The sequence below is a fragment of the Gimesia aquarii genome, assembly GCF_007748175.1.
Taxonomy (GTDB): Bacteria; Planctomycetota; Planctomycetia; order Planctomycetales; family Planctomycetaceae; genus Gimesia; species Gimesia aquarii_A.
In genome coordinates this window covers 3,396,213-3,412,971 of the sequence record NZ_CP037422.1, presented here as the reverse complement: position 1 = coordinate 3,412,971, position 16,759 = coordinate 3,396,213, and the positions used below count along the sequence as shown (strand labels likewise).

16 protein-coding genes are annotated in these 16,759 nt (G+C 42.7%); 8 read left to right on the top strand and 8 right to left on the bottom strand.

Annotated elements, in window-relative coordinates; all coding sequences use genetic code 11:
- Positions 1-51: 51 nt before the first annotated feature.
- The 5 genes from V202x_RS13035 to V202x_RS13015 form a co-directional block, all read right to left on the bottom strand.
- A complete protein-coding gene (locus tag V202x_RS13035) occupies positions 52-786 on the bottom strand; it encodes an MBL fold metallo-hydrolase (protein WP_145175373.1) in 735 nt (244 codons plus the stop codon).
- 127 nt (positions 787-913) lie between these two features.
- Positions 914-2,350 carry a decarboxylating NADP(+)-dependent phosphogluconate dehydrogenase gene (gnd, locus tag V202x_RS13030; RefSeq protein ID WP_145175370.1) on the bottom strand — a complete coding sequence of 479 codons (1,437 nt, stop codon included), beginning with the start codon at positions 2,348-2,350 and terminating at the stop codon, positions 914-916.
- Between the two features lie 88 nt (positions 2,351-2,438).
- On the bottom strand, positions 2,439-3,323 hold the full coding sequence (locus V202x_RS13025; RefSeq protein ID WP_145175367.1) for an HAD family hydrolase: 885 nt from the start codon (positions 3,321-3,323) through the stop codon (positions 2,439-2,441).
- Between the two features lie 71 nt (positions 3,324-3,394).
- Positions 3,395-4,687 (bottom strand): diphosphate--fructose-6-phosphate 1-phosphotransferase, encoded by a 1,293-nt coding sequence (locus V202x_RS13020; RefSeq protein WP_232098971.1) that lies wholly within the window; start codon positions 4,685-4,687, stop codon positions 3,395-3,397.
- A gap of 492 nt (positions 4,688-5,179) precedes the next feature.
- The gene (locus V202x_RS13015) at positions 5,180-6,391 is read right to left on the bottom strand and encodes a hypothetical protein (protein ID WP_145175364.1); all 1,212 of its coding nucleotides are present in this window, start codon (positions 6,389-6,391) and stop codon (positions 5,180-5,182) included.
- A gap of 178 nt (positions 6,392-6,569) precedes the next feature.
- On the opposite strand from V202x_RS13015, the gene V202x_RS13010 reads away from it, so the two are divergent.
- The 6 genes from V202x_RS13010 to V202x_RS12985 all read left to right on the top strand — a co-directional run bounded on the left by V202x_RS13010 (position 6,570) and on the right by V202x_RS12985 (position 13,016).
- On the top strand, positions 6,570-8,603 hold the full coding sequence (locus tag V202x_RS13010) for an Hsp70 family protein (RefSeq protein WP_145175361.1): 2,034 nt from the start codon (positions 6,570-6,572) through the stop codon (positions 8,601-8,603).
- A gap of 58 nt (positions 8,604-8,661) precedes the next feature.
- A complete protein-coding gene (menC, locus tag V202x_RS13005; RefSeq protein ID WP_145175358.1) occupies positions 8,662-9,774 on the top strand; it encodes an o-succinylbenzoate synthase in 1,113 nt (370 codons plus the stop codon).
- Positions 9,775-9,993: 219 nt separating this feature from the next.
- Entirely contained in the window at positions 9,994-10,473 is a 480-nt protein-coding gene (locus V202x_RS13000) for an RNA polymerase sigma factor (RefSeq protein WP_197993370.1), read from the top strand.
- 43 nt (positions 10,474-10,516) lie between these two features.
- Positions 10,517-11,275 (top strand): hypothetical protein, encoded by a 759-nt coding sequence (locus V202x_RS12995; protein ID WP_145175352.1) that lies wholly within the window; start codon positions 10,517-10,519, stop codon positions 11,273-11,275.
- 79 nt (positions 11,276-11,354) lie between these two features.
- On the top strand, positions 11,355-12,434 hold the full coding sequence (locus V202x_RS12990) for a lactonase family protein (RefSeq protein WP_145175349.1): 1,080 nt from the start codon (positions 11,355-11,357) through the stop codon (positions 12,432-12,434).
- Positions 12,435-12,620: 186 nt separating this feature from the next.
- A complete protein-coding gene (locus V202x_RS12985; RefSeq protein WP_145175346.1) occupies positions 12,621-13,016 on the top strand; it encodes a hypothetical protein in 396 nt (131 codons plus the stop codon).
- 108 nt (positions 13,017-13,124) lie between these two features.
- Here the strand turns inward: V202x_RS12985 and V202x_RS12980 are convergent, their stop codons facing one another.
- A complete protein-coding gene (locus V202x_RS12980) occupies positions 13,125-13,457 on the bottom strand; it encodes a TfoX/Sxy family protein (protein ID WP_145175343.1) in 333 nt (110 codons plus the stop codon).
- Between the two features lie 364 nt (positions 13,458-13,821).
- Between V202x_RS12980 and V202x_RS12975 the strand changes: the two genes are divergently transcribed.
- Entirely contained in the window at positions 13,822-14,658 is an 837-nt protein-coding gene (locus V202x_RS12975) for a cytochrome c (RefSeq protein WP_197993369.1), read from the top strand.
- Positions 14,659-14,666: 8 nt separating this feature from the next.
- Here the strand turns inward: V202x_RS12975 and V202x_RS12970 are convergent, their stop codons facing one another.
- The gene (locus V202x_RS12970) at positions 14,667-14,936 is read right to left on the bottom strand and encodes a hypothetical protein (protein WP_145175337.1); all 270 of its coding nucleotides are present in this window, start codon (positions 14,934-14,936) and stop codon (positions 14,667-14,669) included.
- Positions 14,937-14,988: 52 nt separating this feature from the next.
- Positions 14,989-15,441, bottom strand: coding sequence for a hypothetical protein (locus V202x_RS12965; protein ID WP_145175334.1), 453 nt, complete (start codon positions 15,439-15,441; stop codon positions 14,989-14,991).
- 119 nt (positions 15,442-15,560) lie between these two features.
- Between V202x_RS12965 and V202x_RS12960 the strand changes: the two genes are divergently transcribed.
- Positions 15,561-16,700 carry a dienelactone hydrolase family protein gene (locus tag V202x_RS12960; RefSeq protein ID WP_145175331.1) on the top strand — a complete coding sequence of 380 codons (1,140 nt, stop codon included), beginning with the start codon at positions 15,561-15,563 and terminating at the stop codon, positions 16,698-16,700.
- Positions 16,701-16,759: the final 59 nt, after the last annotated feature.

The window sequence follows — 16,759 nt, the reverse complement described above, 5'->3', positions numbered from 1 at the left end:
GTGAAAACTTACTATTGAAACAGGCGGAAGGATTAGATGTATTTCTTAGTGCTAAAAATCAATTTCCATCAGGTCCTCTCCTAATATTGTATTAGGAAAGATCTTTTGGGCAACTTTGATTCCGATTGGATCATCGCCTGCACATTGAGGATCGATGTGCGTCAAAATCAATTTTCCAACATGGGCATCCCTGGCGAGTTCAGCAACAGGTGTTGTGTGGGTGTGTCCGGTTTTATCTGCCCACTCTGACATTTCATCTGGAAAATAACATTCGTGAATCAATAGATCAACACCTTGAACAAATTCGAGATGCTGTTCCGGATGAGCTGTGTCGGTGACATATGCCATCGAGCAGTCTGGCCAATCGACTCGATAGCCTATAGAGCCTCCTGGGTGTTCTAACGGTAAGTGTCGAAGAGTTCCGCCGCCAGCGACTTCGACTGTTTCTGGTAGCGATATGAACTCGTAGTCTGGAAGAACGGGGAAGATTTCATCAGAAAACAGATGGGTTCGAATCGCAGCGAGTTTTGACTCTTCACCATAAACTTTGACAGAGTCAACTTGATCTGACAGCATCGGAACCAGAAAAAAAGAGAGGCCGACAATATGATCCAGGTGAGCATGCGTCATGAAAATCTGTAAATTCCGTGTTTGAAGATGGTGGGGAACGCGGAAAAAGCTGGTTCCCGCATCAAAAATGATCCCTAATTCAGGGATCATTAAGCATGCGGTATGCCGACGTTCATTTGGGTGATAACCACCGGTCCCCAACAATACGATTCGCATTGCTCCATTCCCCACTAATCACGGATTTGTCCGTTAATAAAGCTCATATCTCTATTAACGGTCAAATGCATAGGCTGGCTACAGCAAAATTAGATTGGTTATGAATATGAAACCATCTGAAGTGTGCTTACGAATCCAGCCGGCGTTCACGAATCCAATCTGTATGAAAGGTACCTTCTTTATCGATTCGTTGATATGTATGAGCTCCAAAATAGTCACGTTGTGCCTGAAGCAGATTTGCTGGCAAACGTTCCTGGCGATATCCATCATAATAACTTAAGGCTGCGGTGAAGCTGGGAACAGGCAATCCAAGCTCAACCGCGGTTGCCACAACGCGTCTCCAGCTTGATTGTGCGTTATCAACGGCATTACGGAAGAAATCATCTAAGAGAAGATTTTCAAGTTGAGGATTTTTATCAAAGGCTGCTTTAATGTCTTGCAGGAATGTGGAGCGAATGATACAGCCACCACGCCACAAGAGGGCTATATCTCCGTTATTCAGCTTCCAGCCAAAGTGTTCCGCAGCGGCATTCAATTGAACATAACCTTGTGCGTAACTGCATAATTTAGAAGCATAAAGGGCCTGTCTTACATCTTCAATAAATTGATCTCGATCTCCATCAAATTTTTTCTCAGGCCCACTCAGGATTTTTGATGCACGGACTCGCGCTTCTTTTTGAGCTGAAAGACAACGGGCATAGACGGCTTCTGTAATCAGAGTTGTGGGAACACCCAAGTCTAATGCGTGTTGACTCATCCACTTGCCTGTTCCCTTTTGTTTGGCAGTATCCAGGATTTTATCAACCAGATAGTCATCTGATTCTCCATCGAGCACGGTGAATATGTCGCGGGTGATTTCAATCAGGTAACTTTCCAGTTCACCACGATTCCAGTCATCAAATACCTTATAAAGTTCGTCATTAGTGAGTCCCAACGTATGCTTGAGGATATAGTATGATTCGCAGATCAGCTGCATATCACCATACTCAATTCCATTATGTACCATTTTGACATAATGTCCTGCACCGGCTTCTCCTACCCATTCGCAGCAAGGGATATCATTATTATCGCCTACTTTGGCTGAGATATCTTGTAAAATGGATTTTACGTGTGGCCAACCGTCGGGTGATCCCCCAGGCATAATACTGGGGCCTTTGAGCGCCCCCTCTTCTCCACCAGAAACGCCTGTGCCGATGAAGAGGAGGCCTGCGTCTTCTACTTCTTTAGTACGACGGTTCGTGTCATCAAAGTGTGTGTTGCCTCCATCGATGATGATATCGCCAGGGCTTAATAAGCCTTTGAGGTCTTCAATAATGTTATCAACAGCAGGACCTGCCTTGACCATGAGCATCACCTTCCGTGGTGTTGCCAGATTTTCAACTAGTTCTTTGAGACTATGATATCCCGTAATGTTTTGCTCATCAGTTTTACTGGCAACAAAATCATCGGTTACACTGGTAGTGCGATTGAAAACACCGACCGAGTAGCCATGATTGGCCATATTCAGTACCAGATTTTGTCCCATGACTGCCAGGCCTACCAGGCCGATATCGTGTTTTGACATTGAAAACTCTCGTTTGTTTTTGATGATTTGTTAATAGAAACGATGTTGAATTTGATCCGTTGTGATTTTATGCAATTGTTCTGTAAGATTATACTTTCCAGGGAGGTTGCTCTGGCAGATAACTGTCAAACTCATCAATTACTTTTTGCTGATATTCTCCAGCATATTCATCGTTTAGGAATTTATCACAGGCTTCATTGATAAAACGTTCCCAACTGGCCTCTTCGGCACCGGGATTAATGGGGTAAAAGAGAGCACCCACGGCTTGAGCTGCTTTCATGTCACCAGGTGCATCGCCAATCATTAAGACTTTGTTTGATTCGTATCCACAATCTTTGGCTTGTCCCAGGGTTTCTTTTTTACTGCCTGCTTCTTGTCCACAAATCGCGTCCACATATTGGGCGATATCATGTTCTTCCCATTCTTTATTGAGTGCCTCATTCGGAGTGGCAGAGCAAACAATCATGTCGGCTACCGGATCCAGTTTAATCAGGCTTTCTCTCACATTGGGATATGGGGGAACATCATGAACCATATCAGCGATCATTTCATTCACGGCCAAGGACCATTTTAATCCGAGTTCGAGATCGGGATCGTGAGTTTTTTCCACCTCAGCGGCCAATGTGGGATTTCCCAATTTTGTCTCACGTTCGATCCAGTCTCTAATGCCTTGGAGCTTAGGGATATCGACATTTCGCGATTTGACTTCTGAGCGTTCTTCAAGCAGATCTAATGCGAGTGTGTATGAAATAAAGCGGTTGGCGCCACGCCACTTAGAGTACAAGTTCGTAAATTCAGCAGCTTCGCGGGCATACTTTGAGATGGGCTGCAAACCAAAATAGTTGATAAAATTAGGAATGAAGCACTCTTTATGTTTGATTTCCATCGAATCAAAGGCACAACCATCCGAATCTATACCGATCAAAAAGTCGTTTTTCTTTTGAAAGTTGGTATCCAATGGATTATCCGACACAGTTCTCTCCCATCCTCATGCTAAAAAATGTTTTATCTAATTCACTTCGTACAAAAGTACGTCAGTTTGGTTTATTCTGACCTATCTGCTTGGGGAACGTACTTAGGTAACTTTTGATCTCCAAATAATGGCTGCAGTTGAGCTAATCGCATACGCCCATTAATTAAAGGAACGCTGGGCCAGTCGTTACCAACCAGAGGTTGACAATACTTGATAAAGTCATCGGTGACGTCCATGCCATCAGCAGAAATCCAGTTTTTGGGAAATGTTCGTTCGCTGTTCGCTACTTCTGGTAATGGAACTTTATCATAACGCACATTGTAACCTGGTCCCTCATTACGAAGGATGGTCGACATGTATCCCGATTCGCCAGCGGCTGCCAATAATGCTGCCTTTTGTCCCGCTCCATAGGCTTCGTCTAAGTCAACCGTAGAGGCGTAGGCGATATTGTGTCGTTGATCTGTGCCTGGAACATTTGCCCGGGCAGCCCCCTTCACTGCTAAACCTCTCTGATTCAGTTCGTTTACCAGTAATTGGGCAACCGTCATCTGGCTGGAACTGAACTGAGTATGCCCGAAGGAATCTTTTGTTTCGCCGATGTCTCCCAGCGACAGTCCTTCGCTGACGACTACAATCAGTCGTCCATCTTTTCTAAGCTGATCGTTAATTTGAGTATGAATCTGTTCGATACTGACAGGGTTTTCAGCAAGATAAATTTGCATTGGTATTTTTCGCTGCGGGTCTGCCAGACGAGCTGCTGCCGGGATAAAGCCTATTTTGCGGCCCATTGCCTGAAGAACCAGAACAGGATCGGCAGGACAACTTCCCCGATTTTCTTCGTTTGCCATTTGAACCATACTCAGCCAATACCGGGCGGTACTACCATATCCGGGAGTGTGGTCGATGAGTTTGAATTCACTGTCTCCTACATCGTTGTCAATTGTTTTGGGGACACCAATGCCGACGACATCAACACCTCTCTCAGTAGCCATTTGAGCTACTTTATTTGCTGTATCCATCGAGTCATTTCCACCGATGTAACAGAAGTAACCCACATTATGAGCTTTGAAAACTTCAATAATGCGATCAAAGTCCTCGTTTTGATGTTCTTTTAATTTATAACGGCATGTTCCTACAGAACCTGCTGCGGGAGTGACTCTTAAAAGTGCAATTTCTTCAGGAGATTGTCCACTCAAATTGAGCAATTCTTCTTTCAGGACCCCTTCAATTCCATGCCAACCTGCATAAATCGTTCCTATTTCTGGCAGATCTCGAGCAGTTTCTACTAATCCCCGCAGGCTATTATTGATCACCGGAGAAGGACCTCCGGATTGGGCCACAATCATATTTTTAGGACTTGCCACGTTATCTCCTCACTCTGCTGTTCTATATTTGGAATGTTCATGCCGTTTTTTCAGCAGAACATTTCCTGTTTTTATTAGGTTGTTTGAATTTAGCAATGATCGTTACAAATTTATCATTTTTATCATTCAGGCATCTGTGGTCAGTAGCCAAGTTACATTCGTTCAAAAATCTTCAGCTGCTGACGAATCAATCTAGGCTTTTACGAACGCTTCCCACAAGGTTTGAAGGTGATTATTAGAAAGCTCTTATTGATAAAGTGTTATTTACAAATAGTTTATACACAACACTCTCGTAGCCTGAGCAGGCAGGCAATCGCTTTTGTCCAATGTGGGCGATATAGTAATATGGACTCACAAAGACTGGTTTTAACTCACACAGTCGGAATATTACCCGATTCTGTGCTTGAATTCAAAGTATCGTCGTATCACCAATAAAGAAAGTTCTGGGAAAGTTTTAGCATTGGAACCTAAGGCTGCCTGACTAGACGCTACTTATTTCGGCGTGAGAACTATTTTGGTCCCCTCAATAGCATATGATACATTGAGAGTCCTAAAAAGTGAGTCAAAAAATGTCCCTGCGCTAGCATCCTTAACAGAAATATCAATCAGCTGGTTGAGATCAATGCCTGCTTCTTGCAGCTGTTTCGCGTTGTAATGAAATTCGATTCCAGATGCTTCCAGTTTGTTCATGATAGCCAGAATGGGGGCCTTTTTGACGCGTAGGGTAAATTTTCGTCGTTGAATGGGAACGGCATTGATTGATTGAGGTTTTCTTTTGTTGATTGCAGCCTTTGGATTTAAATGTTGCTCAATCTCTTCATGAACTTCTGCCGTAGTTCTGATAGATACTGTCTTTTCGGCCCTTCTGATCTCAATGTCTGGGAAACGTTCTTTCAGTTGATTGATTAAAATGGCTACTGATTTTGCGCGTGGTGTATATGATTTTGTAATCGTGACAGAAGCAGGAATGGGAATGAGTTCAATTTGTGTTTCCTGCGCGTTCCATCGATATGTCAAATTAAGTTGAATTAGTAGTAGTGATAGTGCTTCAGTAGCATTGACCGACGTAAAGGTGCTGTGACTCCACAGATCATGGGGGATCAGATCCTGGTTTTTAGCTGTTATCTGATACGCGTCTGTGATTTGTTCCAGAATTTCAGAAGGTTGATCGAGGTCCTGGTAGTGGAACGTTTTTCTTTGGGAGAGAAAAAGAAAACGTCTTTTTAAGCGGGGATGAGATTCAGTAAGATCAACGAGTTCTTGTTTTCTTATCTCGAGCAGAGTTTTTAAATTCGAGACTGCTTTTTCAGGACCGATATAAACATTACTGCCAACGAGCACTGTTTTTGCATGAGCCTGAGACGCTAAATTTTTCAGCCCCTGCTCCAAAGTCAGATTTTGTATATCCAGTTTCAGCTTCAAAGACGGATCAATTCTCCGGTCAAGGATGATTGAGATGTTTTGTGTGCTTCGTATGCGCTGGATTATCGAGCGAATTTCAACGTTCGACCAGGATGCCGAAAAAGTCTTAGTCAAACCCTTTCGAAAGTTACGATTGGCTAAGTAATTCGGTGTCTCTCGATTCAGGCTGGCATTTGAGTTTTCCAGTGAAGCCCTGGCGGTTATTGATCGAATTGGTCCAATTCCACTGGAAAAAAGGAGCAGTAAAATCAAAAACCACCAATTTGGATGTTGTCGGTACATTTTCACAAAACAGATCTTTCAGTTTTTATAGCGATCTAGCCATTTTTATAGCAGGAAAACACGAATCAAGTGCTGGAGTGTTGCTGGTGTCCATGATAACATATGAGAAGCGTCCTTTCCCGTAATACTTTATCTTTCAAGTATGTGAAAATGTAGATCTAAAGAGAGTTATTGCTTTATGCAGAAAATACAGGCTGTCGGAATCGATTTGGGAACAACCTATTCCTGCATCGCTCATCTGAATGAGCATGGTGAACCGGTTACGATTCCCAACCAGGAAGGGGAATTATCTACTCCCTCGGTGGCTATGTTTGATGGTGCTGAGGTGATCGTTGGAACAGAAGCACTCCGACATGCGATCGTTAATCCCCTCAATGTCGTACAACATGCGAAACGTTTTCTTGGTAAACCGGATTTTCAATGGGAGATCGACGGTCGGTATTTTACTCCAAAAGATATCTCTGCCTTTATTTTAAAAAAACTGCTTGCCGCAGCGAACGAACGTCTTGGAGCTGTTGAATCAGCAGTCATTACCGTTCCCGCTCAATTCAGTGATGTGCAGCGTCAAGAAACAATTAACGCAGCCTTACAAGCAGGGCTAAAACAAGTTGACCTGATTAACGAACCAGTGGCAGCTTCTTTATGCTATGTTTTGGGATCTGAAGGGATGTGGTTTGCAGAGCTTGCTGAAGAACAGCGGATTCTTGTTTACGATTTGGGAGGCGGTACATTCGATCTTTCTTTGGTAAAGTACCAAAAAGATGAAGTGAATGTCATTGCCAGTGGTGGTGATTTAAAATTAGGGGGAATTGACTGGAACAGCAAATTACAGGCAACAATCGCAGAACAATTCGTGAATGAATTTGGAGTGAACCCCGCTAATGATCCTGAAAGTCTCCAGTATCTCGCGAATGAAGTCGAACAGGCGAAACGGAGTCTCACTGTCAGGCCTAAAACAACTTTGGCCTGTCAGGTTGGATCAAAGCGGAAAACTTATCAGATTACCCAGTCTCAATTTGAACTACTCACCAAAGAATTAGTTAGTCGAACAACTGCGATTACCAAGTCTTTGTTAAAAGATAATGGTATGGGGTGGGCTCATGTCGATGTGGTCCTGACGACTGGTGGTTCATCTCGTATGCCCATGATTCGAGATGCCCTCAAAAAATCGAGTGGAACAACTCGCAACCTTTCGCTGCCCCCAGACCAATCGATCGCACATGGTGCGGCTTATTATGCGGGAATGCTGTTGAGCAATCGTGAATATGCTGAATCCATTCTGACGACTGAAGCTGCCAGTCGTCTGGCAAAGATCAAACAACACAGTGTGAATGCCCGGTCATTAGGTTTTCTCGTGCGAGACCAGCAAGGACAGCAACGCATACCTCATTATCTCCTCCCGGCAAATACAAAGCTGCCTGCATCAGTCAAGCATACTTATGGAACAGTATCTGCAAACCAGAGACGAGTTCACCTAAAATTAATTGAAAGCGGTGCTTCTCAGGATGAGCCATTTGTAGTTTTAGGAAATTGCATAATCGAAGGTTTGCCTGCCGATTTACCCGTTGATTCGAAAATCGAAGTTTTAATGGAATACGATGCGGAAGCCCGCGTTCATGTTTCTGCAAGAGATCTTGCCAGTGGGAAAGCGGCTGAGATAGAAATTACTCGTGAACAGAACATATTGCAGACAACGTCAGAGAACAGTCAGCAAATTACTGAAACTCAAGATGAATTGCAGCTTGAGCAAAGTAATATGCTGGAAGGAATTCTGGATCAGGCTGAACCAGTGGTAAAACAGACTGAGAATAAAAGAGAGTTGCCCGATGCACCTGTTGTTTCCAAAAAGAATCAACAGGTGGCTCGTGGACTTGATAGCTCGGAGCGACCCGTTGCGTTATGTAATCAGTGTGGTGAACCTCAGCAGGGACCGCCAGGATCTAATTGTTCTGATCCTGAAAAACATTCTCAAGGTTTATTGTCTTCGCGAACAACCCACAAACTTAAAAAGAAAAAAAGCAAGAAACAAGTCCCCAAAAAAGGACAACGGAGTTCCCCCTCATTGAACCAGAAACAACAAGCTTCATCAAAAAGATCGAGTAAGACTCAGGCAAGTTCTCAAAGGCAAAAAAAATCGAAGTCTCAATCGAAGCCGACTAGTCAATTAGATGCAGCAGAGAGCGAATTTTGGGACTTGTTAGAGGATGCTTAAAACACATTTTTGCTTCTACGATGAATTCTCTGCAATAGATTTAGGATTTAAACTCTAGATGAAAATTGAACGGATTGAATTATTCCATGTTGCCATGCCGCTCATCTATCCCTGGCGAACTGCGTATGGTGAAGATGCAGCGATTCATTCAGTATTATGTCATATGACGAGTGGATCTGTAGAAGGTTGGGGAGAAAGTACACCTTTGGCTGCACCTTGTTATAGCCCTGAATGGGCCGGTGGTGTCTTTCATACGGTTTCTGAATGGCTGGCACCAGCAGTGATTGGCCAAGAGATCGACAGTGGCGAAGATTTGCAGAAAAAATTGTCTCTCTATAAAGGCAATCCATTTGCCAAAGCAGCTTTGGATAATGCCTGGTGGAGTTTGCATAGTCGAAAGAAGGATGTTCTGCTACATGTTGCGTTAGGCGCCACGAGAAACGAAGTCCCGGTAGGAGCTGATTTCGGAGTCATGGATCATCTGGATGATTTGATCGAAGAAGTCGGAACTGCCGTAGAACAAAACTTTCCGCGGATCAAACTTAAGTTTCGTCCCGGATGGGATATTCCCATGCTCAAAGCAGTTCGCTCTTCTTTTCCTGAAGCAACGTTTCACATCGATTGTAATAGTGGATATCGAATTCAAGATACCGCGTTATTTCAAGCGATCGATGAATTTGAGCTGGCAATGATTGAGCAACCTTTACAGCACGATGATCTAACGGATCATGCTCAGCTTCAGAAAATCATCAAAACCCCCGTTTGTCTGGACGAAAGCATTACTCACCCTGGTCGTGCTCAGCAGGCAGTCACATTGAAAAGTTGTCGTTATATAAATATCAAGCCCGGGCGAGTTGGGGGCCTTACGAATGCGGTGAAAATCCATGATTTATGCCAAGAAGCAGAGATTCCTTGTTGGGTGGGCGGGATGCTGGAAAGTGCAACTGGCGCTTCCCATTGTACTGCGTTGGCGATGTTGGATAATTTCACTTATCCCGCAGACATTTTTCCCAGTGAAAAATATTACCATGAAGAGCTTGCCGAATTTCCATTGAGGTTATCAAACAATGATTTAGGAGTTCCCAGCGTCAAAGCCTTTGAAGAATTACCTGATCCCGATTTAAGTCGATTAGAGTCCCTGACAATTCAGCGGAAAGTGATCAAATCCTAGGAGGTAATCTCCAGCAGAACGAAGGGGGCACTTGTTCAGAAAATTCAGTGAAACATATGAAGAATTCAACTGAATGATGCTTATGAAATCAGAATTAAGAAAAAAATTCAATAAATTAGCTTTATTGGGGAATAACAAGGTGTTTTTCAGCATCTTTACTACATAGAGAGTTAGGTTATGTCCTTACAGAACCATACTACCTCCGAAGAACTTGCCCTGTTGGTGGATCAATACTACCAGCTGCTCTTCCGATATGCATATCGTTTATCGGGTGATAGAGCAGATGCAGAAGACCTTACCCAACAGACCTATTTGGTAGCTCAGAAAAAACTGTCTCAACTTCGTGATATGAGTTTAGCCCGCTCTTGGCTTTGCACAATTTTGCGAAATTTATTTTTGAAAAAGATCACAAAAAAAATTACTCCAGTAGCACTCAGCCAGACGTTTGATCTTCCCTCTGAAGAAAAAATGATGCCTGAATTAACTTCATCTGAGTTACAATGTGCTCTTAAAGATTTGCCAGAAGATTTTCGAGTTCCGTTATTGATGTTTTATTTTGAAGAGAAAACTTACAAAGAAATCGCCACTGAACTCTCGATTCCACTTGGAACGGTCATGAGCCGTCTTGCGAGGGCGAAATCATTTTTACAAGAGCGCTTTTCATCGCTTTCTAAAGAAGAGACAACAATCCATTCATAGAATTATTTGCGGTTTTCTTCTTACGTGGTTATATGGAACGATTATGAATTTTTCAGAGCCATCTAAATCATCAGAACATTCTGATCAAGGGGAACAGCCGGGCGATGCGGCTTTTCACGACCAGCTCAAATCTGTACTTCTTGACGTTGAAGTTCCTGATGGGTTAAAAAATTCTATTCTGGATTCACTTGTTCAATCTAATGAAAATGTTTTGATAAGTGATCAGCCTGCCATTTCCCCACGGAAATCGTTTCTTAAAAAGCCGGGTGTCCTTGCTGGACTTTCAGCTTGTTTGGTATTTGCAGCAATGCTGGTTTCTTTTTTTGTTGCTCAAGGGCCGGTCATTGATTTATCTGAGTTCAGTCCAAAGCTAAACCTGGATCGTCGTTTTTTGTCTGAATTTGATAATAATTTTTCTGAACGCCTGCCGACTCAAGGAGGTTGGCGTTTCAAAGGTCGTTTAAACTTTACCCCCAATTCGTATGGCGTTTTTGTAGATCAATCATCAGCTCATAAACCCAAATCACCGGTCCATGACACTGTGGTTCGTTTTTTCACACTTAATACTGGGAAAGCCCAGCCTGTTTATGGGGCAATACTGCAGGTGCCCGCCAGGCGAGTGGCTCCGTTGCCTTCGCATACTTATTTTGATCCTGGAAATGTCGAGTATTCTCAGCTCAAAAAAGGGAATTATGCGACAGTAAAATGGATTGAAGACGATCAGGTTTATATCTGTATTGTTTTTGGCGGCGCACGTGAATTGGAAGCTTTGGGACGAGCTTTACAAGCCGCTTCTGCTTGATATTTCCCTCAAAACTAGCTCTACTAATACAAACAAACATGTGTTATTCGTAGTTGGTTTCATATTCAAAGGGGCTATCATGCATCTTCTGCTTCGGTTCTGTCTATCAATCGTGGGTCTGTTCGTTTTGTCGCATACTCCCTGTCTTGCTGCGAGTTTCGTTTATATTTCTCTCGGTGGAGAAAAGAAAATCGCAGTTTATCAAATGGATGAAAAGGATGGCGATTTAACTCATGTTGAAGATGTGAAGCTTGAAGGCGCTCCGGGTTGTTTGGAGGTAGACCCTGAAAAGAAATATTTGTTTGCCTCAGTGAGATCGGCAAAGAAATTTAACAGTTATTCTATTAATCCCCAAAATGGTAAACTCAAGAAAATTTCATCCGTTCCAGCGGGGGGGAATGCAGCCTACATCGCGAGTGACAGAAATGGGGACTACCTGTTTTCTGCGTATTATGGCGAAGGTAAAGTTGCCGTTCATCAATTATCTAAAAACGGTGAAATTTCTACTGAAATTCTGCAGACGATTCCAACTGACAAAAAAGCTCACGCAATCTTACCAGATCAATCGAATCAATTTGTTTTCGTACCTCATACAGGTCCGAATGCCATTTACCAATTCATACTCAATGAAAAGACGGGTATGTTGAAGGCGAATAAAAAGCCTCTGGTTCAAGCTGCCGAAGGTTTAGAGCCAAGACATCTTGCTGTCTCAAAGGATAATCGATTTATTTATTTTGATAATGAAAAGGGAAGCTCTGTATCAGCCTATAAGCTGGATCCTAAGATGGGGACTCTCACTCCCTTTCAGACCATTTCCACTCTGCCGAAAGGATATGAGGGAAAAAACACGTGTGCGGACATTGAGCTTTCACCTTCAGGCAAGTATCTATATGCCTCCAATCGAGGTCATAACAGCATTGCCTGTTACGAAGTAGATCTGAAGTCAGGGCGATTGAAGTCTTTAGGGCAGGAGCCAACAGAAGATACCCCTCGTTCGTTTAATATTGATCCGTCTGGCAGATACCTCTATGCCGCTGGCCAAAAGAATGGCAAGCTTGCCGCTTATCGAATTTCTCCCAAAACAGGAAAATTGGAACGGTTTGCGACCTATGATGTGGGAAAATCTCCTTCTTGGGTTGAGATAGTAAAAGTTCCCTAGACCGCAGTTTCTTGAAAGAAATAGTTACTTATTTGCTATTTTAATTGAAATTGCTCAGATCTTTTGATTTTTGAACCGATGAATCATGAGTAACGTATCCGATTCATAGGCGAAGTCTGCGCAGTGCTATTTGTTCTACTTTGTCGTCGTCTTGTAAAATCAATCTTATGAAGAGAGAGGCTAACGATGCGCTCTTCTGTTTTTATTCTGATGGTTCTGTCTTTATTTTTTCTGTCAGCGCCAATTTTTGGCCAAGAGCAGAAATCGACTTCTGGTTTTCAGGCGAAGAAAAACAAACAGCTTACGATTTCAGAAAAATCAACCGCCAGTTCGTCCAGAAATAGTTTTAAGAAAGTCGATCAGCGGATGACAGCAAGCCAAAAATTAATTCATCAAAGAGCGCTTGCTCGTGCTGAACAACGTCTTCGGCGGATCAATACACGCAAGGCGATGGGAATTTCATTGAGCCGACCTAACGTTAGCAATAGCCTGTTTCCGTCAACGGTAGAAGTAATGCAACCTGCCCCTAATTTCTTCTATAATCCATCTCGTTTCTTTTATGGTTATTGGTACGGGCCTTAGAGAAACAATAAATTGATTGGGTACTTCTACAGGAATCAGAACCAGGTTTAAACTTTGGCCAGAAGATGACTCCCCAACTCGCCATAGTTTCAGATGCCAACCAAGCGATTAACTCTTCGGGGGAAGTGATTGCACAAACTTGACAGCCTGATTCACCCAATATTTCAGGTCAGCATCATCTTCAAAGCCAGGGCGTTCGACATAGATCATGCTCTTTATTGGCTTGCCGGTAAAATCCATTTCACGAGTGAAAGACTCTTCTAACGCTTTCGCAGTGTTTTTTTCTCCCAATCGCAGCATCAATTCCTGATGTGTGATGCCACAACACATATTTCCATGCAGCATAAAACACATACCACCAAACATCTTTCGTTGGGAAAACCCTTTTCGACGTTTCAGTAATTGGTGAACGCGTTGGGCGAGTGCTTCGTCATAAGCCATCGTAGAACCAGTACAAAAAGAGATGTCATTTCAGCCACTACTCTAAAAAGTAGCTTTTCCTGAGCTTGTAGGGTAGTCATCTGACGGATGAATTCCAAGCTAAGACTTTTTGAAGACCAGCCATTTAACGCGTAGCGACTGCTAGTCCAGGCAATCAGCGAAATATCTAAATTGTATTTATTTTCTTAAAAATTCTGAACAAATCAAGTAGATTTGATATTCTAATAGGAGTGTTCTTTCAGCGTTTGAAAATAAGAAAGTTTTACAAAGCATGTTTTGGTTAAGAGTCATTAGCGGCATATGTCTATTCGAGATAAGTGTAAGTGTTGCCGTATTATTTAGTCAGAACCCGACAGATTCTGAGATGGGGATCGTATCAGAGAATGTCAATGCCCAAAGGACGTTTCAATCACTCAGCCGACCTGGTTTACAGAATGTGTTCCAAATTGATGATCGGATTTACTCTGGGAGCGCTCCTGAAGGTAGAAAAGGGTTTGAGGTTTTGAAGAAAATGGGGATCAAGACGATCGTCAGTGTAGATGGAGTAATACCAAAATTAAAATTGGCAAAAGAGACTGGGATCAACTATGTTCATATTCCCATAGGCTATGATGGAATTTCTCATGAAGCTGGATTAGCGTTTGCTCGGGTGTCGAGAGATCTTCAAGGCTCGATCTATATTCATTGCCATCATGGACGTCATCGAGGTCCTGCTGCGGCTGCGATAGTCGGGCTCTGTCGAGGGAGCTTTGATAAGAAGCAAGCTTTTCTCTTTTTGGAACAAGCAGGAACCAGTAAAGCGTATGCCGGTCTCTGGAGAGATATCGGGGGATTTCAAGTTCCTTCTCCCAATATAAAACTACCTAATTTAGTTGCGAGTGCGAAAGTTGATCCGATGGTGATGGCGATGGTCAATATCAACAACCAGTTTGAGCAATTGGAATTACTGAATGCAAGTGAGTCTCCAGATGAAAAAGAAACATTGCAAATCATCTTACTCTTGCAGGAAGGGTTCCATGAAACATCACGGAAGCATGCCAGTGATTATGACGAAACCTTTAAAAAATGGTTGAATGAATCTGAAGCACAATTTAAAAGGCTGGGAACAGAAATTCGAAAAGGAGACCAGGAACAGATCGTTTCCAGATTGAAGTCACTGAAATCACAGTGCAAACGTTGCCATCAGAAATATCGTGATTGAGATATCGCCTATTCAAGCTCATTCCAGACTAATTGCACTTTAATCCCTTCCTGTTTGTTTGCGCGGGGAAGTGCTTGATCGGAAGTCAATTTCATTTGAAACGTGTTATTCGTTTTTTCCAAATGTGCCAGAGCTCTTGGAGCAAACTGAAAGATCAATTCCGTATTGACCTGTTGAATCAAATCTGCCGGATCTGTTTTGCTTGGGTTTTTCAGTCGAAAATAGCACTCATAGACTGCTATTGGTTGTTTTTGAATCCATTGATCGAGAGGCTCCAAAGAAGGAGCTACGACAGTATTTTTGATTTGAGGTCGTAAGAATAAGCGATGATTATTTTTGAGAATAAGCTTCTATACTGACTAGCTCATATTTTTTGCCATTGGTCCGAGGATCGGAAGTATCACTGGTTGAAAAAGATAAAACGCTGTATGTCCAAAGACTATAGTGTCCCCTGCCCTGTTCCCGAATCAGTTTGTGACGTGCATGTTGATGCGGTAATGGCTTTTCCTCTTCTAACAAAATACACTTCGAAGTTGTTTTTTGATCGGATGCACGAGGGATCGACAAGCGGGCAATATAGCTGGAGCCTTGATCGGCTGAGATTTTATCAAGAGAAATCACCTCGCTAATCTGTTCTGATTTGGTTTTGGAAAGGATTTTGGGATGAATGACATCCGTGACTTTGTTCTGAGGTTGTTTGAGCTCATTTGCTGATAAGTTGGATAATTGAGCTACCGAAAACATGAAAATACTCAGTAACGAAAGTGGTAGTATATGTTTCATAATGAACTCTTGTGAGAGGTAGCGGGAAAAACCTCAAAAAATAGTATTAAGCTGTTGTGAATGATATCAGTATTAGGTGATAATGCATTCTAATTTGTAATTTATTAATAGGTTTGCTTATGCGATTTCAATCTTTGAATGTGCTTATTTGTTCGCTGATAATTCTTACTCTCAGTATTGAGCTATGTGCTGAAGAAAAGGCTGTAAGAAAACGTTCTGACCCCAGCAAAATTAACTCGCCCTGGGATGATCTACTTGCAGGAATCAATTCTCCCGAAGAGTGGATAGAACATAAAAAGGAAATCAGGAAACAGTATTTAAAGCTAATCCGTGACGAGTTCAAACCTAAAAAGCCTGCTTTAGAATTACAATTTCATGATACGGTGATTGTCGATGGAGTCTATCGTAGACAACTGATTAGTTATCAGGTTGAAAAAAACGAACGAGCACACGCCTTTTTGGGAGTACCCTTGAGCCTTCGAGGACCTGCACCCGCGATTGTGGCTTTACACGGTACTTACGCCTATGGAAAAAAACGAGCAGCCGGGTTGATTGATAATCCTGATAAAGCATATCTGGATCATTTATGTCGCAGAGGCTATGTGGTTATTGCACCAGATCATTTTGTCGCCGGTCATCGAATACCCCAAGAGGGACCTTATGATACGACTGCTTTTTACAAAAAACATCCCCAGTGGACCGCTGTGGGAAAATTCACTTATGAGCATTCAATTGCCATTGATGTTTTGGAATCTTTGAAAGAAGTGAATCCCGATAAAATTGGTGCGCTTGGTCATTCGTTGGGTGGTCATGGTACGATGTTCTTAGCCGCTTATGATGAACGGGTTCAAGCGGCGGCCGGCAACTGTAGTGCTTCTTTTTTCCGCCAAAATTCTAAAGTTGAGGCGTGGTCTCGCGATCGGTGGTATGTATACTTTAAACATATTCGCCCGGGTTTATTAGAAGGAGAATTGCCTCCCATTGACTTTCATGAAATCATGGCATTAATTGCTCCACGCGCCTTTCTCGATCTTTCCGGATTAAATGATGGAGATCCTCTGACTCAAAGACAGCGAGTGCTGATGTTGTTAAAAGTCATGGATGTTTATGAACTGGAAAAGGCCCCACAGAACTTTGCATTTTACGTACATGGAAAAGGACACTCGGTTGCTCATGAATCTCGAGAATTAATGTATGGTTGGATGGATACTCATTTGAAACCAAGATCAGTCACGAAAACAACACTGGTAATTCCATAACGCTGCGTTTATTATCACTACAACATTCAGAGCTACTTGAGTCGTCATTCGAAAAGAGG